Source organism: Streptomyces polyasparticus (assembly GCF_014493765.1).
In the GTDB taxonomy this organism is placed as follows: domain Bacteria; phylum Actinomycetota; class Actinomycetes; order Streptomycetales; family Streptomycetaceae; genus Streptomyces; species Streptomyces polyasparticus.
The window spans coordinates 311,219-334,428 of record NZ_JACTVJ010000006.1; the positions used below are offsets into that span (position 1 = coordinate 311,219).

A 23,210-nucleotide genomic window follows, 5' to 3' on the forward strand; every position below is an offset into this window, starting at 1 on the left:
GGGATGAGCCGATCGGCTCATCCCGCCCCCGGACCTAGCGGTTGAACCCCGCGCCTAGCGGTTGAACCGCGGCGGGCGCTTCTCCAGGAACGCCCGCATCCCCTCGCTCTGGTCCTCGGTCGCGAACAGGGCGTGGAATACGCGGCGTTCGAAGAGGACACCCTCGCGCAGGCCCGTCTCCAGAGCACGGTCGACCGACTCGCGGGCCGCGGCCACCGCCGGCCGGGCGTAGGACGCGATGGTCGCGGCGGCCCGCGCGGCCTCCTCGAGCACCTGGTCGTCGGGGACCACCCGGGCGACCAGGCCGCAGCACTCGGCCTCGTGGGCGTCCATGGTGCGGCCGGTGAGGATCAGATCCATCGCCTTGGCGCGGCCGACCAGGCGCGTCAGGCGCTGGGTGCCGCCGATGCCGGGGATCACGCCCAGCTTGATCTCCGGCTGGCCGAACACCGCGGACTCGCCCGCGATCACGAAGTCGCACATCATGGCCAGCTCGCAACCGCCGCCGAGCGCATAGCCGTTGACGGCCGCGATCTTCGGCGTGCGGAAGTCCGCGAACTCCTGCCAGCCGCCGAAGTATTCCTCGGCCGCCATCTGCGCCGCAGACCTGCCCGCCATCTCCTTGATGTCGGCGCCCGCGGCGAACACCCGGTCCGAGGAACCGGTGACGACGAAGCAGCCGACCTCCGGATCGCGGTCCAACGGGCGCAGGGCGTCGAGGAGTTCGTGCATCAGGTCCTGGCTGAGGGCGTTGAGCACAGCGGGGCGGTGCAGCCGTACGGTGACGACCGGGCCGTCCCGGTCGATCTTCAGGTTCATGGAGTGTCCCTTCGGTTGGCGATGCGTGGCCGGGAGGCGTCAGGAGTCCCAGATCGCGCCGTACGCCGGGATGCCGCGGCGCTCCAGGCCGTGCACCACCTGCCAGGTGAGCTTCTTGTTGGAGATGCAGATGACCGCCTCGGCCCCGAAGTCCCGGTACGCGGCGTAGGCGAGGCGCACCATGTCGGGCTTGCCGTCCTTGCCGGTGTCCCAGACCACGGCGTCCGGCTGGACCGCGAGGATCTCGTCCACCAGCCGGTCTCCGTACGTCTTACGGGGATCGCGCGTCGCCCACACCAGGCGTGCGGGCACCTCGGCGGCCAGGAGGTGGGGCAGACAGGGGCCGATGCCGCTGCCGGTGGCCATGTAGACCACCTTGCTGAACAGGGTCTCGATGTTCGCGACCCCCGCCGTGGTGATGCCCTTGACCCACACCCGCTCGGGCGCGTCGTCGATGAAGGACCCGGTCCAGTCGCCCGCACGGGAGATGGTCAGCCGGAAGCCGGGCCTGCCGGGCGAGGGCACATTGGCGAAGGAGTGCCACTCCTTGAGCGGGCTCCGGCTGATCGCCGTGGAGGACCCGGCGAACGGGGTCACTCCGTGGTCGAAACGGGCCAACGCCACATGCGAGGAGGGCCGTTCGATCGCCACATCGACCTTGCGCAGCCGCAGCCAGGGCAGCGCCACACTGAAGGTGACCCCGGCGAGCACCCAGATGCCCGGCTCGCCGGGGCCGCGTGCGAGCAGCAGGGTGTGTGCCCAGAAGAGGAGCAGCGCCGTCCAGCCGCCGAAGCGATGGATCAGCTCGAAACGGTCGTGGAAGCGGGCACGGAACGGCGGCAGCGCCGTGGCCACGATCACCGCGAGCAGGGCGATGAGGGCGTACGAGACGGCCAGGACCGCCGCGCCGCCCTCGCCCGTCGCGGTGATCGACACCGTCAGCGCGAGGAACCAGCAGGTGCCGGCCAGGGCGCCGCCGACGTGCAGACCCCCGAAGTGGTACACCTTGCCCAGCGTCCAGCGCGCCTTCAGGGGCCAGCTCACGGGAGCCCAAGTCGCCAGCCGGAACAGCAGGTTGATGACGTACTGCTGCCGGATCACGATCGCGAGCGCCAGGTTCGCGAGCGCGGCGTGACCGAGTGTTCGGGGGTCCTCCGGGAAGCCCCGGACGAGCACGGCGGCGAGATTGACGACGAGGACGGCGGCCGCGAGCCGGTTGTAGTGCATCAGCCGGGGGTGCTTGAGGAGGCGCCGGTGCCATGAGGTGACGGGCGGCAGCTGGACCGCGTCGCCGTAGCGCCGGGGTGCCGGGACTTCCTGGGGGAGCGGATGTCGCAAGGGCGGAGACGTGGTCACCGGGCCACCCCCGAAGCCAGCCGGAGCAGCGCCGCCTTGTCGATCTTCCCGCGGTCCGTCTCGGGCAGGGTGGCGAGCGGCAGGACCGCGTCGGGCACGCAGTAGTACGGCAGCGCGTCGGCGACCGCACGGCGGGCCGCCTCGGGGTCCACGTCCTGCGGGCAGACGAAGGAGACTAGGCTGCGGGCATCCCGCTTGAGCGTCACCGCCCGCACGCACCCCGGCACCGACTCGAGGACCGAGGAGACCGCGTCGGGCTCGACCCGGAAGCCCCGGATCTTCACCTGGTCGTCGGTGCGCCCCAGATGCTCCAGCTCGCCGTCCGCCGTCCAGCGCCCGAGGTCACGCGTGCGGAACATCCGCCGTCCGCCGCCGAGGAACGGATCGGGCGCGTACCGCTCCTCGGTGAGCTCCGGATTGCCCAGATATCCGGCGGACACACAGTCGCCGCCCGCCCACATCTCGCCGACCTCGCCGATGGGCAGGGCTCTGCGCTGCTCGTCCAGGACATAGACCGTGTTGTTGGGCGTCGGGCGGCCGATGGTGAGCGGCGCGGTGCCGGGCAGATGGCGCTGCATGGTGTTGACGATGGTGGTCTCGGTGGGTCCGCAGCAGTTGTAGAAGGTGCTGGTGGCCGCCCACAGATCGGCCAGCGGCCGCGGGCACGGCTCGCCGGCGACCGCCACGGTCCGTACGCGGGGACATGCGGCCGGATCGATGCCGGCAAGGACGGTCGGCGTGGCGATGACGACATCCGCCGTCCGTACGGTCTCGGTGATGTCCTTGCCGCGGATGACCAGCGTGCCGCCGCCGGTCAGGCAGCCGAGGATCTCCCAAGCCGCCATGTCGAAGGCGATGTTGAGGATCTGCGCCACCCGCTGACCGGGTCCGATGCCGAGTCCGCCCGGTGCGGTGAGCAGGAGATTGCAGAGGTTGCGGTGGGTGACCGTGACCCCGTTGGGGGCGCCGGTGGTGCCCGAGGTGAACAGGACGTAGGCGCCGTCGTCCGGGCTGACGGCCCGTGTGCGCCGGAACGCGACGGGCGCGTCGGGCAGCTCGTCGACCGCGATCCGTACGCACCCGGGGGCGGCCGGTATCCGGTCGGCGTGGCGGGCCTGGGTGAGGACGACCCGGGTGCCGGCCGTGCGCATCACGTGGCGCAGCTGCGTGGCGGGGGTGAGTCCTATGTCCTGCGGTACATAGGCCGCACCGGCCTTGAGCGTGGCGAGCAGCCCGATGAGCATCGGGATCGAACGGCGCGTGAACAGACCGACCCGGTCACCGGGACGTACGCCTTCGTGGACGAGCCGGGCGGCGAGCTGGGAGGACCTGCGGTCCAGCTGGCGGTAACTGATGGCGGCGCCCTCGTGCTCGGCGGCGACGGCATGCGGGGCGGCGGCGGCCCGTCGCTCGAAGGCCTCGTGCACGAGGAGCCCCGGCAGCGGGACGGCCGGTCCCTGCCCGAACTCCCTGAACAGCACCCGGTCATGGGGGGAGAGGTGGGCGAGCAGTGCGTCGGGGGGAGCGAGGAACGAAGTCGTGGGCGGCAGCGGGGGAGCGCCCATGGCGGGAAACGGGAGTGTGCCCATGGATGAGGAGACCTCCTGGCAGTGGTGCGCGACGGATCGGGGGATGGATCGTCGGTATGCCGAACGCCTTACGGTCTTTCGAACCGCCGACTGTAGCCGGGGTCGTTCAATCCTCAAGTAGCTCTGTCAGGCCAAGATTTGCGGCACTCTCGGCCACATGTGGCGTCTTGTGTCCCGGCGGCAACCTCCGCACCACCGGCGGCGACTAGGAGTGGGGGATCTCTGTACCTGACGCGAGGAAAGGACCGACTCCGCATGAGCCGCGCCGCCGCACCCGACGCCCGTACCGCGGGAAGACCTGCGCTGCCCACGTACCGCAACCCGCTGATACGCCACCGGGCCGACCCGCACATCACCCGTCACACCGACGGCCGTTACTACTTCACGGCGACCGCACCCGAGTACGACCGGATCGTCCTGCGCCGCTCCCGTACGCTGCAGGGCCTCGCGATCGCCGACGAGCGGGTGGTCTGGCGGGCCCACGCGCGCGGCGAGATGAGCGCCCACATCTGGGCGCCCGAGCTGCACCACATCGACGGAGCCTGGTATCTCTACTTCGCCGCCGCCCCGGCGGACGACGAGTGGAAGATCCGTATGTGGGTCCTGGAGAACCTCGACCCCGACCCCTTCAAGGGCAGTTGGACGGAGAAGGGGCAGCTCACCACCGCCTGGGACACCTTCTCGCTCGACGCCACCACCTTCACCCACCGGGGTTCGCGCTATCTCGCCTGGGCGCAGCACGAGCCGGGGACGGAGGGCAACACCGGTCTGTTCCTGTCCGAGATGGCCGATCCGTGGACCCTGACCGGGCCTCAGATCCGCCTGAGCACACCCGAGTACGCCTGGGAGACCGTCGGTTTCGAGGTCAATGAGGGGCCGTCGGTGATCGAGCGCCACGGCCGGGTCTTCCTGACGTACTCCGCCGGCGCCACCGACCACCACTACTGCATGGGCCTGCTCACCGCCGACGCGGGCGGTGACCTGATGGATCCGGCCTCCTGGTCGAAGTCACCTGTGCCCGTCTTCACCAGCGACGACAGGGCCGGACAGTACGGCCCCGGGCACAACTGCTTCACCGTCGCCGAGGACGGCCACACGGATCTGCTCGTCTACCACGCCCGCCCGTACAAGCAGATCGAAGGCGACCCCCTGCAGGACCCCAACCGCCACACCCGCGTCCAGGCCATCACCTGGACCGAGGACGGGAGACCGGACTTCGGCACACCGGTGGCGGACGCTTTCCCCTCCGTCTCCCGGCCTTAGGACTCCTCGATCACCCGGTCCGTCAAGTGCGCCCCGTAGTACGCGGACTGGCGGGCCATGATCGTACGCAGCGGGGTGCCGCGCTCGACGCCGTAGACGGTGCGGGGGAAGTCCAAGTCCATCTGTACGGGCTGGAGTTCCTCGTGCCGTTCGGGCGAGAACAGCTGGGCCGGTGCGCCCGCGGCGATCCAGCCGATGGGCACGACGGCGTCGGGCGGCAGGACCGAGTTGGCGTGCAGCACACAGTTGATCCGCAGCTCCGAGCGCGTCCCGGCCACGGCTCCGGGGAACACGGAGGCGCCCGTGGCGACGAACACCTCGTCCTCGATCGTCGCCCCGTTGATGTGGGCGTGCGGCCCGATCAGGACCGCGTCCCCGATGACCGCAGGATGCCCGGCGCGGCCGCGCACCAGGGCCTGTTCCATGACGACGGCGTTCTTGCCGATCCGCACCTCGCCGTCCTCGGCGGTGAGCACGGCGCCGTGCAGGACCCGCGCGCCTTCGCCGAGGGTCACGGCTCCGCACAGGGTGGCGGAGGGGGCGACATAGGCGGACTCGGGGACGAAAGGCCGGCGGCCTCGGTGTTCGATCAACATGCCGTGAGCGTACGAGGTGCGGCCCGCGGAGCGCGTGGCAATTAGCGGGCGACGCAGGGCGGACGGCCCGCAGCACGCGCCGTATAGGAGAAACCCGCACCACCACAAGGCGCAATGCCCTCTGGGCGCCCGTACCCCCTGCGCGCTACCCTCCCCGCGAGCATGCACATGACCAATGCTCATGGCGGATCAGGGGGAAGTCGTGCGCTTACGATTACGCGGCCTCGGGGCCTTCGCCGCACTCGCGCTGCTCGCCGGTGCCACCGGTTGCGGGGGCGACGACGGTGAAGGCGGGGGCAAAGGCGAAGGGCTCGAGAAGAGCACGCTGACCATCGGGACCATGCCCGTCGCCGACACGGCACCCTTCGAAATCGCCCGCGCCAAAGGGCTGTTCGCGAAGGAAGGGCTGACCGTCAGGACGCAGACCCTCAGCGGCGGTGCCGAGTCCATCAGCCGGCTCAAGGCCGGAGCGCTCGACATCTCGTTCGGCAACTACGTGTCCTTCATGCTGGCCCACACCAACAAGGCCCTCGACGTACGGATCGTCGCCGACGCCTTCCAGGCCGCACCCGGCACACACGCGGTGCTCGTCGCCGACGACTCGACCGTCAAGTCGTTCGCCGACCTCGAGGGCAAGCGCATCGGGGTCAACACCAAGCGCAACATCAGCGCGCTCCTGGTGAAGGCCGCGGCCAAGGAAGAGGGCGTCGAACTCGACGACGACAAGGCGTTCGCCGAGGTCGACATGCCGAACATGGGGACCGCCCTGAAGTCCGGCAGCGTCGACGCCGTACAGGCCGTCGAACCCTTCGTCACCCAGATCACCTCGTCCGGGACCGGCCGGGTGCTCAAGGACCTGGGCGAGGCGCCGACCCAGGAGTTCCCGATCGCGGGATACGCCACCACCGCCGAGTTCGCCAAGGAGAACCCCAAGACCGTCGCGGCCTTCCAGCGCGCCCTCAAGGCCGCCCAGGCGATGGCCGATGACCGTGCCCTGGTGGAGCAGACGCTCCCCTCGTACACGAAGATCACGGCTCCCGTCGCCAAGGAGATCTCCCTGGGGACGTATCCGCCCGAACTCAGCGAGGAACGGCTACGGCGCGTGGCCGATCTGATGGCCGAGTTCGGCTATGTGCAGGGGGACGTCGACGTCGCCGGGCTGCTCATCCGTGGCGGCTGAGTGGGTGGGCGTGCATGGCGGCTGACCGGTGCGCGTTCATGGCGGCTGAGCGGGTGTGCCTTCATGGCGGCTGACCGGGCGCGGCGGATGCTGCTCGGCGCCCTCGGTGTGCTGCTCGTGCTCGGGGCGCTGGAGACGGCGTCCCGTACCGGGCTCGTGGACACGGAGTCGGTGCCGCCCGCGACCGAGATCCTCGCGCGCGCCGTGGAGATGGCGGGCGACGGGGAGTTCGGCGGGCACCTCGGTGCCACCGTGGGGGCCTGGCTGACCGGAGTACTGCTCGCCGTGGCCTTCGCCGTACCGGCCGGGCTGATCCTCGGCTCGGTGCCGCTGCTCGACCGCGCCAGTCTCATCGTGGTCGAACTCCTCCGGCCGATCCCGTCCGTGGCCCTGATCCCGCTCGCCATCCTGGTCTTCGCCGAACCGGCCCGGGTGGAACGGTCGTTGGTCTGCTACGCCTGCCTCTGGCCGATCCTGCTCAACACTCTGTACGGGCTGCGCGAGGTCGACCCCCTCGCCAAGGAGACCCTGCGCAGCTTCGGGTTCGGCCCGCTGAGCGTGCTCGCCCGGGTCTCGCTGCCGTCCGCCGCGCCCTTCGTCCTGACGGGCGTACGGATCGCGCTCGCCGTGGGCCTGGTCGTCGCGGTGAGCGCGGAGCTGCGGGCGGGCGGCGAGAGCGGGCTCGGGATCTATCTGCTCGCCACCCAGTCGGGCGGCGGACGCCCGGACCTGATGCTGGCCGGTGCCTTGTGGGCGGGCGTCCTCGGTCTGGTGGCGAACGGGCTGCTCGTCGGGGTGGAGCGGCGCGCCTTCCGCTGGAGGGTCCGGTGAAGGCCGCCCGGCGGATTGCGGGCCGCGTCTGGCTGGCCGTGCTGCTGCTCGCCGTATGGGAACTGGCCGCGCGGACTGCCGACGACCTCTACTTTCCGCCGCCCACCGAAATCGCCTCCGCCGTACGGGAGTTGTGGTGGTCCGGACCGGCCTCGCGGCTGTTCCTGTCGGACAAGGCGCTCGACGACTTCGGACCCAGCCTCACCCATCTCCTTGTCGGCTGGGCGCTCGCCGCCGCCCTCGGCATCGCCGTCGGAGTGGCGATCGGCCTCAGCCGTGTCCTGGCCGAACTCTTCGACCCGGTCCTGCAGGTGGGCCGGGCGATCCCGCCGCCGACGCTGATCCCGTTCTTCATGGTCGTCTTCGGACTCGGCACCGATATGCAGGTCGCCACCATCGTCTTCGGGGCGGTCTGGCCCGTGCTCCTCAACACGGTCGACGGCGTCCGCGGCGTCGACCCCCTGCACCTCGACGCCGCCCGGGTCTTCGGTCTGAGCCGCACCACCCGACTCTTCCGGGTCGTCCTGCCGGCCGCCGCGCCCAAGGCCGCCGCCGGACTGCGGGTCGCTCTCGGCTTCGCCCTCATCCTCATGGTGATCGCCGAACTGATGGGCGCGGGCGGCGGGATCGGCGCCCACCTCAATGACGCGGAGCGAGGCTTCCGGCCCGTGGAACTCTGGGCAGGAATAGCCCTGTTGGGCATCATCGGCTACGTACTCAACGGAATCTTCCTGCTCGCCGAACGCCGGTTCATCGGCCACCACCGCGAAAGGCAGGCCTGACCGCACGTGCTGGAGATCAAGGCCCTGGGGCACACCTACGCCGACGGCCATCGCGCCCTGACCGGCATCGACCTCGGCCTGGAGCGCGGCGAACTCGTCTGCCTCGTCGGGCCTTCGGGCTGCGGCAAGTCGACCCTGCTGCGCTGCATTGCGGGACTGCAACGGCCCACCGAAGGCACCGTGCTTCTCGAAGGGCAGGCCGTGGAGCGGGTGCCGGACGGGCTCGCCGTGGTCTTCCAGGACTACACCCGCTCGCTCTTCCCGTGGCTTTCCGTACGGGACAACGTGGCCCTGGTGCTCCGCCGTCGCGGCCTCGCCCGGGCCGCACGGCGCGCCGCCGCCGAGGAGGCGCTCGAGGCGGTCGGCCTGGCCGCGGCCGCCCGCAAGTACCCGTGGCAGCTCTCCGGCGGTATGCAGCAACGGGCCGCCATCGCCCGTGCGTTGGCGTACCGGCCGCAGCTGCTCCTGATGGACGAGCCCTTCGGGTCCGTGGACGCGCAGACCCGCGAGGACCTCGAGGATCTGCTGCTCTCCGTGCGCGGCGACCACGGCATGACCATCCTGCTCGTCACGCACGACATCGACGAGAGCGTCTACGTGGGCGACCGCGTGGTCGTCCTGACCGGGGCGCCCGGCAGTGTGCACACCGATCTGCCGGTGCGGCTGCCATCGCCCCGCGACCAGATCGGCACCCGCGAAGACCCCGCCTTCGTGGCGCTGCGTGCCGAGGTGGGAAGGGCGGTACGGAGGACATGACCCGAGTCCTGGTCGCGGGCGCCGGCATCGGCGGCCTCACCGCCGCGCTGTCCCTGCGCGCGGCCGGGCTCGACGTCACCCTCGTCGACGCGGCGCGCTCCCTGCGGCCCGTGGGCGTCGGCATCAATCTGCTGCCGCACGCCGTACGGGAGTTGACCGAACTCGGCCTCGGCACCGTCCTCGCCGAGACCGGCATCCCCACGGCCGAGATGGTCCACTTCGACCGGCACGGCAACCGCATCTGGGGCGAACCGCGCGGTCGGGCCCTCGGCTACCACTGGCCGCAGTACTCCCTGCACCGCGGCGATCTGCAGCGGCTGCTCCTGGACGCGGTGCTCGCGCGGATCGGCGAGCTGCGCACGGATGCCGCCGTGACCGGCTTCCACGACGACGGAGACCGGGTACGCGTGCGGTTCGCGGGCGGCGGCAGCCTGGACGCGGACGTCCTGGTCGGCGCCGACGGACTGCATTCGGCCGTCCGCGCCCAGCTGCACCCGGGCGAAGGACCGCCGTTGTGGAACGGCATCCGGATGTGGCGCGGCCTCACCGAAACCGCACCGTTCCTGGACGGCCGCACGCTCGCCGTCGCCGGCAGCAACGAGACCGCCAAGTTCGTCGCCTACCCGGTCTCCCGGTCCGCCGAGATCCGCGGCCGCGCCCTGGTCAACTGGGTCGCCGAGGTCCGCCTCGCGGGCCGCACACCCTCGGCCGACTGGGACCGCACCGGCCGACTCGCCGACGTACTCCCGCACTTCGGCGACTGGCACCTCGGCTGGCTCGACGTCCCCGCACTCCTCGAAGGCACCGGCCGCATCCTCGAATACCCCATGGTCGACCGCGATCCGCTGCCCTGGTGGGGCCGCGGCCGGGTCACCCTGCTCGGTGACGCCGCGCACCCCATGTACCCCATCGGTTCCAACGGCGCCTCGCAGGCGGTGCTCGACGCCCGCGCACTGGCCCGCCACCTGGCGACGACTCCCGGCCCCGAACAGGCACTCAAGGCCTACGAAGCCGAACGCCGTCCCGTCACCAACGCCTTGGTCCTCGCCCACCGCGACATGCCCGCCGACCGGATCCTGGCGGAGGTCGCCCGCCGCGCGCCCGACGGATTCGCCCGGGTCGAGGACGTCCTCACCGCCGACGAGCTGGCCGCGTTCGACACCGCGTATCGCCGGACGACCGGCGCGGACGTGGCGTATCTCAACAACAGGGAGTCGTGGTCGGTGCGCGCGGACGGGGCTTGAAGTCGGCCGGTACGCGAGGTCGGGACTGGAAACCGGTCGGCACGCACGGACGGGACCTGAAGCCGGGCCGGTGCCGGTCTCTCAGGCTCTCACTCCGTGCCGCTGCCGGTCCCTGGCGGCATAATCCGGGCGTGACCCTTACCGCGCGCCGCCTCGCCCTCGCCACCCTGGACCGCCAACTGCTCCTGGAGAGACGGCGGATCGATGTGGCCGATGCGGTACGGAGCCTCTGCGCGCTCCAGGCGCAGACTCCGGCCTCGCCGTATCTCGCCCTGTGGAACCGCATCGCGGACTTCGCGCCCGAGGACCTGGACGCGGCCTTCGCGGACGGCCGGATCGTCAAGGCCGGCCTGATGCGGATCACCCTGCACGCGGTGCACGCCGAGGACTATCCGGCCTTCCACGCGGCGATGGTGAGCTGTCTGCGGGCCGCGCGCCTGTACGACCGGCGCTTCACCGACACAGGTCTGACCGCAGCGGACGCCGACGCGCTGCTCGTCGAGCTCACCGCGTACCTCCAGGAACCCCGCACCGGCGCCGAAGCGGAGGCCGAAGTCGTGGCGCGCCGGGGCGAGGGCGTCGAACGCGCCTGGTGGGCGCTGCGCACCTACGCCCCGCTGCACCATGTGCCGGCCGGCGGCGGCCCCTGGTCCTTCGGCCACCGCAACACCTTCCGCGCCGCACCGGCCGCACGTGAAGTGACGGCCGACGAAGGCGTACAGGAGCTGCTGCTCTCGTATCTGCGGGCCTTCGGACCGGCGACCGCCAAGGACTTCGCACGCTTCACGCTCCTGCCGAGCCCCACGGTCAAGCGGGCCGTGGAGGCGCTCGGCGAAGCCCTGTGCCCCGTCGGCGGACCCGCGCGCGCCCCGCTGTACGACCTGCCCGGCGCCACCGTGCCGGACGAGGACGTCCCCGTACCGCCGCGGCTGCTGCCCATGTGGGACAGCTCGCTGCTGGCGCATGTGGTGCCGGGCCGTTTCCTGCCGCAGGAGTTCCGTCCCGCGGCCGTCCGGCGCAACGGTGATGTGCTGCCGTGCCTCCTGGTGGACGGGCAGGTGGCCGGCGTGTGGCGGTCGCTCGACGGCGGGGGCCTCGAACTCACCGCGTTCCGCCAGCTGTCGGCGGGGGAGTGGCGCGGCCTCACCGAGGAGGCCGAACGCCTGGTGACCTGGCTCGCGGACCGTGAGCCCGAGGTGTACCGGCGCTACGGCCACTGGTGGGACAAGGGCATGCCCGGGGTCGACACGCGGGTCATCAAGGCCTGAGCCTGCCGACAGCCGACCGTCACCGTACGAGACAGGGCCGCTTCGGGTCGAACTCCCAGCCGGGGACGAGGAATTGCATCCCCACCGCGTCATCGCGCGCCCCCAGCGCCTTATCCTTGTACAGCTCGTGCGCGGCGAGGAGCCGGTCCCTGTCCAGCTCGACCCCGAGCCCCGGCGCGTCCGGCACCGCGATCTCGCCGCCCACGATCCGCGGCGGCTGCACCGTGAGCCGGTCCAGGCCTTCCTGCCAGATCCAGTGCGTGTCCAGGGCGTTGTACGCGCCGGGCGCCGCGGCGCCGCAGTGCGTCACCATCGCGAGCGAGATGTCGAAGTGGTTGTTGGAGTGGCAGCCCCAGGTCAGGCCCATTGCGTGGCACAGCTGGGCGACACGGACCGAGCCCTGCATGGTCCAGAAGTGCGGATCGGCCAGCGGGATCGACACCGACTGCAGGGCGAGCGCGTGCGTCAGCTGACGCCAGTCCGTGGCGATCATGTTGGTGGCGGTCGGCAGACCGGTCGCGCGCCGGAACTCGGCGAGCACCTCACGGCCCGAGTAGCCGTCCTCGGCGCCGCAGGGGTCCTCGGCATACGCGAGCACATCGCCGAGCGGGTCGCACAGCTCGACGGCCTCGCGCAGGGACCAGGCGCCGTTGGGGTCGAGGGTGATCCGGGCGTCGGGGAAGCGCTGCTTGAGCGCCCGCACCGCCTTGACCTCCTCGGCGCCGTCGAGCACCCCGCCCTTCAGCTTGAAGTCCTTGAAGCCGTACAGCGCGTACGTGGCCTCCGCCTGCCGCACGATCGCCTCCGGCGTGAGCGCCTCCTCGTGCCGGATGCGGTACCACTCGTGCCCGGCGTCGGGCTCGCGCACGTACTCCAGGTCCGTGCGGTCCGGGTCGCCGACGTAGAAGAGATAGCCCAACACCCGTACGGATGAACGCTGTTGACCGTCCCCGAGGAGCGCGGCGACCGGTACCTCCAGATGCTGCCCGAGCAGGTCGAGGAGAGCCGACTCGACGGCCGTGACCGCATGCACGGTGGTGCGCAGATCGAAGGTCTGCGCCCCGCGGCCGCCCGCGTCCCGGTCTCGGAAGCGCTCCCCGATCTCGCGCAGGACCCGCTGGTAGTCGCCCAGTCGCGCGCCGACGACCAGCGGCTCGGCGTCCCGCAGCGTCTGCGTGATCTTCTCCCCGCCGGGCACCTCGCCCAGACCCGTACGGCCTTCGGAGTCGGTGAGCACCACGATGTTGCGTGTGAAGTACGGGCCGTGCGCGCCGGAGAGGTTCAGCTCCATGCAGTCGCGTCCTGCGACCGGATAGACGGCGAACGACGAGACGGTCGGCTGGGGCATCGGTGCGGCTTCCTGTTCGGCGGGGTGGTCGAGGGTGCGGGCCCGGTGCGGTGGCTTACGGCGTCACGCCCCGGCCGCCTTCAGGCCGGTCTCCAACAGCCGTTCCAGTACGGCGAGATCGGCGGCCGAAGGGTCGGTGAGCGGTGCGCGTACGGGGCCGACGGGCAGCCCGCGCAGCCGGGCGGCGGCCTTGACCAGGGAGACCGAGTAGCCCGGGACCGTGTCGCGCAGCTCGACGAGCGGGACGTAGAAGTCGCGAAGCAGCCTGTCCATGGTGGCCAGGTCGCCGGCCTGGAGTGCGGCGAAGAAGGCGTTGGCGATCTCCGGCGCGAACGCGTGCACGGCCGAGGAGTACGCCGGGACGCCGACGGTGGCGTACGCGCGGGCCTGGATCTCGGCGGTCGGTGCGCCGTTGAAGAAGAGGAAGCCGTCGGGGGCGGCGAGCGTGAGGCGCTGGAGCCGGTCGAGATCGCTGTGCCCGTCCTTGAGGCCGATGACCCCGGGGATCCGGGCGATGGCGCGCACGCCGTCGGGGCCGAAGGCGACCTGGCCGCGCTGATAGGCGATCAGCGGGAGCGAGGTGCCGGCGGCGATGCGGCGCAGCTGCTCCACCAAGCCGGCCTCGGGGGCGGCCACCAGGTAGTGCGGCAGCACGAGGAGGGCGTCCGCGCCCGCCTCCTCGGCGATCCTCGCGAAGCGCACCGCCTGCGCCCAGCCGTAACCGGTCCCAGCGACGACGGGCATCCGGCCGGCCGTGATCTCGACGGTGACTTCCACCACCGCGCGGTACTCGTCCTCGTCGAGCGCGTGGAACTCGCCGGTGCCGCACGCGGGGAAGACGGCGCCGGGTTCCGTCGCCAACTGGCGTTCCAGATAAGCCCGGTAGCCCGTGAGATCCAGCGCACCGTCCGCGTCGAAGCTGGTCAGCGGGAAGGAGAGCACGCCGCGGGCCATGCCCTCGCGCAGCCGCCGGGCGGTGTCCGCCTGTTGTCCGGTGAGTCCTGCCGGCCGAGCCTCGTTCCCTGCCATGACCTTCATCCCCGTATGTAGACAGCGTTCGCGTATGAAGATGGAGATTAGGTTGATGAATGAAGGAGGTCAATGGGTCGCGGAAAACCGCTTTCCCGTATCCGTACCTGCACGGCGCCCTCGCGGCTCTACCCTGGAGAGGGGAGCGAGGGGGGCAGCGTATGGCGGGCGGTGAGGAGAAGGTTCTCCTGGTCGACGACCACGAGGACAACCTGTTCGCCCTGGAGAGCGCCCTTGCGCCGCTCGGCCAGCCCTTGGAACGGGCCACCAGCGGCAATGACGCCCTCAAGACGGTGCTGCGCGGCGGTATCGCCCTGGTGCTGCTCGACGTGGTGATGCCCCAGGTCAGCGGACTCGACGTGGTCCGCTACATGCAGCGCGTCGAGCAGACGCAGAACATCCCGGTGATCCTCCTCACCGGGTTCGGGCGGGACAGCGAACTCGCCCGGGTCGCCTACCGGCTCGGCGTCGCCGATCTCGTGATGAAGCCGGTGGACCCGTGGTCGCTGCGCACCAAGGTGCGCTATCTCCTCGCCCAGCGACGGCGGATGCAGGCCCTCGACATCCAGGTGCGGCTTCAGGACGTGGAGCTGCGCTCGCTGCGATCCCAACTGGAAGCGCTCAGGGCCCCGCATGCCGCCGGTCCGCTGCCGCACCCCGACGTACGGGTGCCGCCGCAGCCCGGGCCGCACGAGCCGTTCGACGAGGACCGCAAGCCGCGGTCGGAGTTCGCGGAGGAGGGCGAGGCCTGAGGCCTCACGCCCCGCCGCTCCCACTCCGAAGCCGCAGCCCCGGCTCACCTGTCACCGCTCCCACTCCGGCGCCGCGGCTCCGCACTCCGCAGGCGCGGCCCCTCACCCCACCAGCGGCCGTACCTCCTCCGCCACGAACCGTACGAACCCCACCGGATCCCGCTCGTCCGCGGTCGACTGCAGGACCACCGAATCCGCCCCCGCGTCCGCGAGCTGTTCGACGGCCTTTGCGATGGTCTGCGCATCGCCTGCCGCGCCGAGTCCCGGTGCCGTCTCCCGCCCGTCCAGGGCCAGTTCGGCCCGCAGCCGGTTCTCGGCGTCCGGGCCGGTGACGGCGGTCATGTAGACCAGGACATGGTGGTCGTCGGCGCGGCCCGCGTCGGCCCTGCCCTCCTCGATCAGCCGCAGCCCGGCCCGCAGATCCGCGGGTGTCGTCGAGGACTCGAAGATCGTGCCGTCCGCCGCCTCGCCGCTCAGCCGCACCGTACGCGGCCCTTTCGCGCCGGCGAACACCGGAGCGGGCGCGGACGGCGGCCAGTCGAGCGCCACTCCGTCGAGCCGCACATACCGCCCCTCGGCCGTCACGCGCTCGCCGCGCAGCAACGCCCTTGTCGCGTCCAGGTGTTCACGCAGCAGCGTCAGCGGGGACTCGGCGCGCGCCCCGACCTGTCCCATCCAGCTCTGGACGCCATGGCCGAGGCCGAGCACGAAACGGCCCGGGAAGAGACGGTGCAGCGTCGCCGCCTCCATGGAGGTCACCGCCGCGTTGCGCAGGGGTACGGGGAGAAGGCCGATGCCGACCTTCAGGCGTTCCGTCCAGGCGAGGACGGCCGCGGCGGAGGCGATACCGCTCTCCAGGAAACAGTCCTCCCACAGCCACAACTGGTCGAGGCCCGCGGCCTCGGCGGCCTCGGCCACCTCACGGAGCCGCTCGGGCGGCGACTGGGGACGGAACACAGCACCAAGTGATGTCATGCCCCTTTCCTAACCCGCGGCACCACTACGGTGTAAGCCCTTTCCGGACGGGCCTCGGCCGCCTGGCCGGCCCAGGACAATGGAGCGCCCCGTCGACCGTCGACCGATTGATGAGCAGGCAGGCCCTGGCTACCGTCGCCAGAGCCCTGTATCTCGCGACCCCTCCCCATGAATCGGAGCGAGGATGTCCTACCGCCGGCTCGAATACACCCCCCGCCGCAACTACAAGATCCTCCGCGCGGCCGAAGCCATCGCGAGGACGATGGGGCACGGACACGTGGGCGTCGAGCACCTCTTCCCGACCCGCCGGTGATCGCAGAGGCGTTGTCGCGAGTGATGGAGTCCCCGGACTGCGAAGGCCCGGCGCAGGGGGAGTTCCCGCATGGGTCCGACCTCGTCGACTGATGGCGTGGGCCTGCCCGTTGATGCAGGCCGGCCGCCATTGGTGCGGCGCACACGAGGTGTGCTGGCACAGTGGGCGTGCCAGGCCGTCCCGCGGACGCGAGGCGTGCAAGCTGCGCTCGGGTGGCCTGGTGACGCCCGAAGATGCCCCGAGGTCGCGAACCGCGACGACAGGAGGGTTCAGCGTGCCGCTGAGCTGGAAACCCGCAGTCCGGAGGTCGGACGAGCGCCCGACGCTGCGTGAACTCGCCGTGCAGGCCCTCTCCTCCGTGGAGCACGGCTACGACCTCCTGGCGCCGAAGTTCGACCGCACTCCCTTCCGCACGCCCGAGCACGTGCTCGACGCGGTCGCGAAGGCCCTGCGCTCCCTCGGTCCCTTCGACCGCGGGCTCGACCTGTGCTGCGGTACGGGCGCGGGCATCGACGTCCTGCGCGAGGTGTGCCGCGAGCGGGTGGCCGGGGTGGACTTCAGTGCCGGGATGCTCGCCGAGGCGCGGCGCCAGGCACCCGACGACGTCGCTCTCGTACGAGGGGACGCACTCGCCCTGCCCTTCGGCGAAGCCTTCGATCTCCTCGTCAGCTTCGGTGCGTTCGGCCACTTCCTGCCCGAGGAAAGGACCGTCCTGTTCGCCGAGGCGTACCGGGTGCTGCGGCCCGGCGGCAGCTTCGTGTTCCCGATCGGCGCGCCCGTGCCGCTGCGCTCGCGCACGTACTGGATGCTGCTCGGCTTCGACTCCGTGATGCGGGTCCGCAACGCCGTGTGGCGGCCGCCGTTCGTCATGTACTACCTGGCCTTCGGGCTGCGTGAAGCCTCCGCCGAGCTGACCCGCGCCGGCTTCGAGGTGTCCCTGCGCGACCTGCCGGAACTCGGCCTGCGCGCCGACGGCTCGCCGCGAGCCCGCGCGGTGGTGGCCACCAAGCCGTCCGTTCAGGGGAGTTGAGCCACCGAGCCGCCCCGCTCAGCAGAGTTGAGCCACCGAGCCGCCCGCTCAGGAGAGTTCGGCCACCAGCTCGCCCAAGGCCTCGCCCAGCTCGCGGACGCCCTCGTTGGCCGGGCCGCCGGGCTCGCTCATGTACAGATCGCGGCGGATCTCGATCATCAGCGCCTGCACCCGCTCCTCGCGCCCGTAGAACTTCAGCGGCACATACGTCCCCGCGAACGGCGAGTTCACGGCCGTACCGCCGAAGCGCCCGAAGATCCGCTCGGCGCGGGCGAGCAGCCCGGGCGATGTGTGGAAGGGGTCCACGCCCAGACACACCGGCGGTCGCGGCCCCTCGCCGTGCAGTTCGTAGGGCAGCGGACGCGTCGGATACGAGTGCACGTCGATCACCACGGCCCACCCTGCCGCATCGAGGCGCTCCGCCACGGCGTCCGTCATGGCCGCCGCGTACGGATGGAAGTAGCGCTCCAGGAGCGGCCCGTCGTCGAACCCGTCGGGCCGCAGCACCTCGCGGTGTGTGGTCCGGGTGTAGACCGCGCCCATTCCGACCGCCGCCATCTCCTCGCGCTCGTCGGGGAACCGCTCGGGGTCGACGACAAGACGCGACAGCCGGTTCACGAACCGCCACGGTGCGGTCCGCGCGCCGAGCGCCGCATACGCGGCGATCTCCGCGGTGTGCGCGTCCGTGATGTGCCGCGCCTCGGCCGCGAGCGCCTCGTCGTCGAGCACGATGTCCGCACGTACGTCCCCGGGAATCTCCCAGGAGCCGTGCGGCACATGCAGCAGTACGGGGGAGTCGCCGTCGCCCGCGTGCACTTCGAAGCCGGTCATGCGCCTCACCCTAGACAGGGGCCGCCCCGGCCCGGACACGCGGTCCTCTCCCCGGACAAGCGGTGCTCACCCCCGGACAAGCGGTGCTCACCCCCGGACAAGCGGTCCTCACCCCCGGACACGCCGGAGCGCGGCACCCGTCCGAGGGCGCCGCGCTCCGGCGGTGTGGCGGCTCAGGCGTCCTCGTACACGATCCAGACCTGGCCCTGCGCGAACGGCATCGGCTTGCCGCCCTTCTGGATGAAGGTCGTGCCGCTCTTGACGTTTGGCCGCTGCCACCACGTCTTGTACGCCTTGCCGTCCCGCAGGACCGTCGCCCAGCCCTTGCCGACGGTCTTGATGTACGGCGTGACGGCGCCGTTGACGTCGCGGTACTTAGACGGCGGCATGTGCACCTTCTGGATCACGATGGTGCGCGCGCTCATCTGCCGTCCGTCGGTCAGCCGCGCGGGCGCCCCGTCGAAGGAGACGAACCAGCGCTTCTTCGCCGGCGACCAGCGGAAGGTGTGGCTGGCCGAGGCATAGCGCACCGTGCGCTCCGCCATCGGCTTGCCGCCCTGGGGCGCCGGACCGAAGCGGAAACCGATGTCCTGCGGCTTCCAGGCCTTCGGCGCGGACTTCAGGACCTTGGCCGGGTTCACGAACAGGTTGTGCGGCGCCATGCGGCCCTGTGCGCGGAAGTAGGCGCGCGGCAGGGCGCCGTGCGAACGCACGTAGATCGGCGAGTTCTTCAGGTACTTGTGCAGCGCGCTGCGCACCCCGGAGTACGCGAGCGCAGGACGCCCGAACTGCTGGAGCAGCTCCACATCGGACTCACGGGCGCTGCGCACCGGGCCGAGGCTCCTGGGGATCTGGCTGGAGTACATGCCCATCAGGCGGCTCATCCCGCCCTCGACCTTCTCGACGTAGACGATGTCGGCCTTGTCGAGGTTGTGATGCGGCCGGGCACGCCGTGCGTTGTCGAACTTCACGGCGAGCACCGGTCCCTGTTTGGCCATCAGACCCGTGTACGGAGAGATCTTCCACGGGCCCTGGACCTGCTGGTACGCCTCCAGGGGGGAGTAGTCGTCGAGTTGTGCGGCCTGGGCGCCCTGCGGGGGCACGGGGTCGTGGCCGTCGAGGGCCGGTGCGGCGCCGAGGGTGAGGGTGCCCGCGGCAAGGAGGGCGAGCAGCGGGGCCGTACGGCGACGGCGTCCGGTGGCGGGAGAGGACAAAGCGAGGCTCCTTGGGAGGGCGCGCCCGCGGGCGCGCTGCGGCTGTGCAGGCGCAGCTTTCCTCCCGGGGCCCCTGTTCGAATCGGTTCGGGCTCGGTGATCGCCTGAACGGGGACGCGTCCCCCGCCCATCCGGCAGACCGGCGGACCGTCAGGCCCCGCGCACCAGCCGGTCCACGGCCGCGGTCCCCGACCTGTACCGCACGGGCCGCAGCGCCGCGTACCCGGTCGCCGGCTCCGGGCCGCCCGCGTACGCGGTGTCCTGAGCGGCGCCCGCGTACCCGGTGTCCCGAGCGTCACCCGCGTACCCCGTCACCTGCTCACCCCCGTACAGGCTCTGCCCGAGTCCCGCGAGCAGCCGCTGCACATCGTGCTGGGGCCGCACCACCAGGCGCAGGAAACGGCTCGACGAGCCGATCTTGTTGCCGCATTCGCGTACGAGCACACCGTGCGCGGTGAGCAGTTGGTCGCGCAGGGCCGCTCCGTCCACGCCGTCGGGCAGTCGTACGTAGAGGAAGTTGCCCTGGGAGGGGTAGACCGTGAGCCCGGGCAGGCGGCCCAGATGCCAGAGCATCTCCTGCCGGTCGCGGCGGACCTGGCGCAGGCTGTGCTCGTACGCGTGGCGGTGTCTGCCGAGCAGGAACACCACGGTCTCGGCGAAGGAGTTGAGGTTCCACTTCGGCAGCGCGGCGCGGATCTTTCCCGCGAGCCCCGGGTTGGCGACGAGATAGCCGAAGCGCACGCCGTGCAGTCCGAAGTTCTTGCCGAGGCTGCGCAGCACGATCACATTCGGCCGCAGCACCGCCTCGTGCACCACGCTCGGCTCCGGTCCGGCGTCCGCGAACTCCAGAAAGGACTCGTCGACCACGATCAGATCGAGCTCCTGCAACGCGTCGAGCAGGGCGACGACGGCGCGCTTGGGGAGCAGGCCGCCGTCCGGGTTGTTGGGGTTGCACAGGACGGCGGTGCGCGCGCCACGGCGCCGTACGAACTCCGTGAACGCCCCCGGATCGAGCTGGAATCCGGCCTGCTCCGGCAGCGGGAACATGTCGACCCGCTTGCCCGTCTCCATCGGCTGGTCCGTCCAGCGGCCGAAGGTCGGGACGGGGACGGCCAGGGATTCCCGTACGAGCAAGTGGTCGATCCAGGTGATCAGTTCGGTCGATCCGTTGCCCATCGCGACGGTCTGCGGGTTGAGCCCGAGGACCGCGCACAGCTCGGCGGCGATGGTGTCCGCGCTGCTCGGGTAGTACGTGCGGATCTCCCGAAGGCGCGCCCCGAGCTCGTCGAAGATCTCCGGCGTCGGGAAGTACGGATTGCACGGAATGCAGAAGTCGACGACCTGGCTCCCACCCCCGGCCGCCCGGTCGAGCGTCGCGTACGACGGACTGTGCGCCGTGGCCGTACGGAAGAGCGCGGTGACATTGCCGGCGTCGGACATGGCGGCCTCCGGGAGGGGAGCGGGCTTCGCGGAGGGGTACGGGCGAGGGGCGCGAAATGCTCAACCGTCACTTGCGTCTCGGCTCGGAGCTGCCGAGATCTCTATGTTTAGGAAGATTTCCGGCATTTTGTGGAGGAATTCACTCCCGCCGCACCCCGCTGACCTCGGCGCATCACAGCACCCTCATACGCACCTACTCGCGGTCGAACTAGATGGCCATGCCATCTATATCCATGGCTTCCAGCATCGAGGAGCACTGACCCCGAACGTGTGAAGGATCACCATGGCCATGGAGGCGAGGCATGCGGCACCGCGCGGTACGAAGGGCGCCAAGGGGCGCACGGAGGGGTCTTCGGCCAGTGAGGGCCTCAGTCCGGAGACGGCCGGTGAGGGCCGCAGCCCGGAGATGAGTGTCACGCAGGTCTCCGGTTCCGCGCTCGGCGCGGTGTCCGGCGCACTGCTCGCCTCGGCGCTCGGCCTCTTCGGCACGGTCGCGGGCGCCGTCATCTTCAGCCTCACGGCGACCGTGGGCGGTGCCGCCTTCCAGCTCGGACTGCACCGAACCGGCCACCGCTACCGGACCCTGCGCCGTACCGGACCCGGCGTCGCCCGGACCTCGTCGCATGCCGCCCGGACCCCGTCCCGTATCGGACGGGGCTCAGCGCCTGCGGACGTGCAGGATCCACACCTGACCGTCGGCGAACAGCAGCGGCTTGCCGTCGGCGTCGGTGTAGACCGTCGCTTCCTCGGCTGATTCGCGGCTCCAACGCCCGGTGTGCGCACGGCCGTCGCGCAGCATCAGGGCCTCGCCCTCGCCGACGGTCTCGGTGTACGGGGAGACATTGCCCCAGCGGTCACGGAAGCGGGAGTCCCGTACGACTCCGTACTGCACCACGACCGTCGACGGCGTCAGGTTGGTGCGCGTGCCGTCCATCGACACACGCCACCGGTCGCGGGCCGCGGACCAGGTGAAGCCGTAACGCGCCGCCGGAAAGCGCACGGTGTGCTCTCCGGTGGCGCGCCCCCCGGACGGCGCCCCGCCGAAGCGCAGGCCCAGGTCCGCCGGCTTCGCTTCCTTGTCCGGCGCGGGATCGAGCCGCGAGGGGCGCAGATAGAGGTTGTGCGGTATCTGGCGCGAGGGCGAGCGGAAGTAGGCCCCCGGCGCCTCGGCCGGCGACCGCGGATACAGCTGCGCCTTGTCGATCAGCGGCAGCAGCTTGCCCTGCGCGCCGGAGAAGGCGAGCACCGGCTTGCCGTACTGCCGCAGGAGTTCGAGGTCCGTCTCGCGCGCGCTGCGCACGGGCCCGATGGACTGCGGCAGTCCGCCGCCCGAGTAGACGGCGAGCAGCCGGGTCAGTCCCGACTCGACCTGCTCGACATGGATCACGGTGGCCTCGCGCAGACCGGTGTGCGGCCGCGCGGCCCGTACGTTGTCGATCTTCACGGCGAGCACCGTGGGCCTGCGCACGGTGCGCGGCCGGGGCTCCGGTGGCGCGGACGACTCGGGTGCCGGGGACGTCGGAGGCTCGGGGTCGTCAGGGGCGCCGCCCCGATCGCTCACGGTGCAGGCGGCGAGCGCGGCGGCGGCGGGCAGCGTCAGGAACAGCCGGCGCCTCATGGGGCCGGCCGTACAGGGGACTTCATAGGGGTAGGGGTACCCGCCTGTCGCACCGGTCAGGCCGAACGAAGGTTCCCCTCCGCTTGTTGTGTACCGCTTGGTACGCCTGACTGTTCGGCCGGTTGGCCGGATCAGGCCCGTCGCCGCCTGCTTGCCGCCACGCGCTGCGGGTCGATCACCGGATGCGCCCACTGCTCGGCCAGCGCCAGCGACTCCGCGCGCCCGTCCACCACATGCGCGTGCGCGAGCGCCGCCGCGCGATCGCCGTCACCGGCCGCGATCGCCTCGTACATCTCCTCGTGCTCCGCGCACTGCTGCGCGGGATCGCGCTGCGCGGTGAGCCGGAAGAGCCAGTGCGTGCGCGCTTCGAGCGGCCGCATCATGTTGCTGAGCAGTGGATTGTGCGCCAGCTCCACGATGTCCGTGTGGAAGCCCGCGTTGGCCGCCGCGATACCGCCCCGGTCCTCGGCGGCGATCGCCGTACGCGCCGCCTTCAGGCGCGCGGCCAGGCGCGCGAGTTCCTCGGCTTCGGCGCGCTCGGCCGCCAGGCGCGCGGCGAGCGACTCGAGCGACTCCCGTACGTCGAAGAGGTCGCGCACATCCGCCGGCGTGAACGGCGAGACCAGCGCGCCCCGGTGCGGCACGAGCAGGACGAGCCCGTCCGCCTCCAGGCGGCGCAGCGCCTCGCGCAGCGGGATACGGGAGACGGCGAGCTCGGCGGCGAGGTCGCGCTCCACAAGGCGGGCGCCGGGCTTGAGTTCGGCGTCGAGAATGCGCCGGCGCAGGGCGTCGTATGCGAGATCGCGCAGCGAACCACGTGCCGCGCCCGCCGGGCCTGCCACCATCGCCAAGGTCTTCCTCCGCTCGCTCCTTCGACCACCCTAAGTGGCCAGGGTGCCGGGTGCGTACTGCTAACGAGCCGCTAACACGCAGGCAACAAGCGGATCCCAGACTGAGGGCGCGTAACGGTATACCA

23 protein-coding genes are annotated in these 23,210 nt (G+C 71.3%); 11 read left to right on the forward strand and 12 right to left on the reverse strand.

The window, feature by feature from the left end; genetic code table 11:
* Positions 1 to 54: 54 nt before the first annotated feature.
* From H9Y04_RS13345 to H9Y04_RS13355, 3 genes are read right to left on the reverse strand one after another with little or no spacing between them, the layout of a single operon-like run.
* A complete protein-coding gene (locus H9Y04_RS13345; RefSeq protein ID WP_187814030.1) occupies positions 55 to 819 on the reverse strand; it encodes an enoyl-CoA hydratase-related protein in 765 nt (254 codons plus the stop codon).
* A 39-nt stretch (positions 820 to 858) separates the two neighbouring features.
* On the reverse strand, positions 859 to 2,157 hold the full coding sequence (locus H9Y04_RS13350) for an FNR domain-containing protein (RefSeq protein ID WP_187814426.1): 1,299 nt from the start codon (positions 2,155 to 2,157) through the stop codon (positions 859 to 861).
* Between the two features lie 14 nt (positions 2,158 to 2,171).
* On the reverse strand, positions 2,172 to 3,740 hold the full coding sequence (locus H9Y04_RS13355) for an amino acid adenylation domain-containing protein (protein WP_214661237.1): 1,569 nt from the start codon (positions 3,738 to 3,740) through the stop codon (positions 2,172 to 2,174).
* Between the two features lie 279 nt (positions 3,741 to 4,019).
* On the opposite strand from H9Y04_RS13355, the gene H9Y04_RS13360 reads away from it, so the two are divergent.
* Positions 4,020 to 5,027: a glycoside hydrolase family 43 protein gene (locus H9Y04_RS13360; RefSeq protein ID WP_187814032.1), complete on the forward strand. Its 1,008-nt coding sequence runs from the start codon at positions 4,020 to 4,022 to the stop codon at positions 5,025 to 5,027.
* Here the strand turns inward: H9Y04_RS13360 and H9Y04_RS13365 are convergent.
* Positions 5,024 to 5,623 carry a gamma carbonic anhydrase family protein gene (locus H9Y04_RS13365; protein ID WP_187814033.1) on the reverse strand — a complete coding sequence of 200 codons (600 nt, stop codon included), beginning with the start codon at positions 5,621 to 5,623 and terminating at the stop codon, positions 5,024 to 5,026. The genes H9Y04_RS13360 and H9Y04_RS13365 overlap by 4 nt on opposite strands.
* A 202-nt stretch (positions 5,624 to 5,825) precedes the next feature.
* Here H9Y04_RS13365 and H9Y04_RS13370 point away from each other — a divergent pair, with 202 nt between their 5' ends.
* The 6 genes from H9Y04_RS13370 (at position 5,826) to H9Y04_RS13395 (ending at position 11,684) form a co-directional block, all read left to right on the forward strand.
* The gene (locus tag H9Y04_RS13370) at positions 5,826 to 6,803 is read left to right on the forward strand and encodes an ABC transporter substrate-binding protein (protein WP_187814034.1); all 978 of its coding nucleotides are present in this window, start codon (positions 5,826 to 5,828) and stop codon (positions 6,801 to 6,803) included.
* A 63-nt stretch (positions 6,804 to 6,866) separates the two neighbouring features.
* A complete protein-coding gene (locus tag H9Y04_RS13375) occupies positions 6,867 to 7,634 on the forward strand; it encodes an ABC transporter permease (protein ID WP_187814035.1) in 768 nt (255 codons plus the stop codon).
* Positions 7,631 to 8,416 carry an ABC transporter permease gene (locus H9Y04_RS13380; RefSeq protein ID WP_187814036.1) on the forward strand — a complete coding sequence of 262 codons (786 nt, stop codon included), beginning with the start codon at positions 7,631 to 7,633 and terminating at the stop codon, positions 8,414 to 8,416. The genes H9Y04_RS13375 and H9Y04_RS13380 overlap by 4 nt, the downstream gene beginning before the upstream one ends.
* A gap of 6 nt (positions 8,417 to 8,422) precedes the next feature.
* Positions 8,423 to 9,172 (forward strand): ABC transporter ATP-binding protein, encoded by a 750-nt coding sequence (locus H9Y04_RS13385; RefSeq protein ID WP_187814037.1) that lies wholly within the window; start codon positions 8,423 to 8,425, stop codon positions 9,170 to 9,172.
* Complete coding sequence (locus H9Y04_RS13390; protein WP_187814038.1) at positions 9,169 to 10,416, forward strand: flavin-dependent oxidoreductase; 1,248 nt, start codon at positions 9,169 to 9,171, stop codon at positions 10,414 to 10,416. The genes H9Y04_RS13385 and H9Y04_RS13390 overlap by 4 nt, the downstream gene beginning before the upstream one ends.
* 131 nt (positions 10,417 to 10,547) lie before the next feature.
* On the forward strand, positions 10,548 to 11,684 hold the full coding sequence (locus H9Y04_RS13395) for a winged helix DNA-binding domain-containing protein (protein WP_187814039.1): 1,137 nt from the start codon (positions 10,548 to 10,550) through the stop codon (positions 11,682 to 11,684).
* A 19-nt stretch (positions 11,685 to 11,703) separates the two neighbouring features.
* Here the strand turns inward: H9Y04_RS13395 and H9Y04_RS13400 are convergent, their stop codons facing one another.
* Both H9Y04_RS13400 and H9Y04_RS13405 read right to left on the reverse strand, forming a co-directional pair.
* Positions 11,704 to 13,032, reverse strand: coding sequence for an enolase C-terminal domain-like protein (locus H9Y04_RS13400; RefSeq protein ID WP_187814040.1), 1,329 nt, complete (start codon positions 13,030 to 13,032; stop codon positions 11,704 to 11,706).
* A gap of 63 nt (positions 13,033 to 13,095) precedes the next feature.
* Positions 13,096 to 14,061, reverse strand: a complete 966-nt coding sequence (locus H9Y04_RS13405) for a 5-dehydro-4-deoxyglucarate dehydratase (protein ID WP_236070790.1) — start codon at positions 14,059 to 14,061, stop codon at positions 13,096 to 13,098.
* Positions 14,062 to 14,222: 161 nt separating this feature from the next.
* Here H9Y04_RS13405 and H9Y04_RS13410 point away from each other — a divergent pair, with 161 nt between their 5' ends.
* Positions 14,223 to 14,813, forward strand: a complete 591-nt coding sequence (locus H9Y04_RS13410) for a response regulator (protein ID WP_187814042.1) — start codon at positions 14,223 to 14,225, stop codon at positions 14,811 to 14,813.
* 102 nt (positions 14,814 to 14,915) lie between these two features.
* Here the strand turns inward: H9Y04_RS13410 and H9Y04_RS13415 are convergent, their stop codons facing one another.
* Entirely contained in the window at positions 14,916 to 15,788 is an 873-nt protein-coding gene (locus tag H9Y04_RS13415; RefSeq protein WP_187814043.1) for an LLM class flavin-dependent oxidoreductase, read from the reverse strand.
* A 184-nt stretch (positions 15,789 to 15,972) separates the two neighbouring features.
* Between H9Y04_RS13415 and H9Y04_RS46125 the strand changes: the two genes are divergently transcribed.
* Positions 15,973 to 16,101 (forward strand): Clp protease N-terminal domain-containing protein, encoded by a 129-nt coding sequence (locus H9Y04_RS46125; protein ID WP_214661185.1) that lies wholly within the window; start codon positions 15,973 to 15,975, stop codon positions 16,099 to 16,101.
* A gap of 274 nt (positions 16,102 to 16,375) precedes the next feature.
* The gene (locus tag H9Y04_RS13420; protein WP_308800966.1) at positions 16,376 to 17,131 is read left to right on the forward strand and encodes a class I SAM-dependent methyltransferase; all 756 of its coding nucleotides are present in this window, start codon (positions 16,376 to 16,378) and stop codon (positions 17,129 to 17,131) included.
* 48 nt (positions 17,132 to 17,179) lie between these two features.
* Here the strand turns inward: H9Y04_RS13420 and H9Y04_RS13425 are convergent, their stop codons facing one another.
* From H9Y04_RS13425 to H9Y04_RS13435, 3 genes are all read right to left on the reverse strand, one after another.
* Positions 17,180 to 17,962, reverse strand: a complete 783-nt coding sequence (locus H9Y04_RS13425; protein ID WP_187814044.1) for an N-formylglutamate amidohydrolase — start codon at positions 17,960 to 17,962, stop codon at positions 17,180 to 17,182.
* A 173-nt stretch (positions 17,963 to 18,135) separates the two neighbouring features.
* The gene (locus H9Y04_RS13430) at positions 18,136 to 19,176 is read right to left on the reverse strand and encodes a DUF3048 domain-containing protein (RefSeq protein ID WP_187814045.1); all 1,041 of its coding nucleotides are present in this window, start codon (positions 19,174 to 19,176) and stop codon (positions 18,136 to 18,138) included.
* Between the two features lie 150 nt (positions 19,177 to 19,326).
* Entirely contained in the window at positions 19,327 to 20,616 is a 1,290-nt protein-coding gene (locus tag H9Y04_RS13435; protein WP_187814046.1) for a pyridoxal phosphate-dependent aminotransferase, read from the reverse strand.
* Positions 20,617 to 20,905: 289 nt separating this feature from the next.
* Between H9Y04_RS13435 and H9Y04_RS13440 the strand changes: the two genes are divergently transcribed.
* Positions 20,906 to 21,370 carry a hypothetical protein gene (locus H9Y04_RS13440; protein WP_187814047.1) on the forward strand — a complete coding sequence of 155 codons (465 nt, stop codon included), beginning with the start codon at positions 20,906 to 20,908 and terminating at the stop codon, positions 21,368 to 21,370.
* Here the strand turns inward: H9Y04_RS13440 and H9Y04_RS13445 are convergent.
* Entirely contained in the window at positions 21,275 to 22,234 is a 960-nt protein-coding gene (locus H9Y04_RS13445) for a DUF3048 domain-containing protein (protein ID WP_187814048.1), read from the reverse strand. The genes H9Y04_RS13440 and H9Y04_RS13445 overlap by 96 nt on opposite strands.
* 131 nt (positions 22,235 to 22,365) lie before the next feature.
* On the reverse strand, positions 22,366 to 23,079 hold the full coding sequence (locus H9Y04_RS13450) for a GntR family transcriptional regulator (RefSeq protein WP_187814049.1): 714 nt from the start codon (positions 23,077 to 23,079) through the stop codon (positions 22,366 to 22,368).
* Between the last annotated feature and the right edge of the window lie 131 nt (positions 23,080 to 23,210).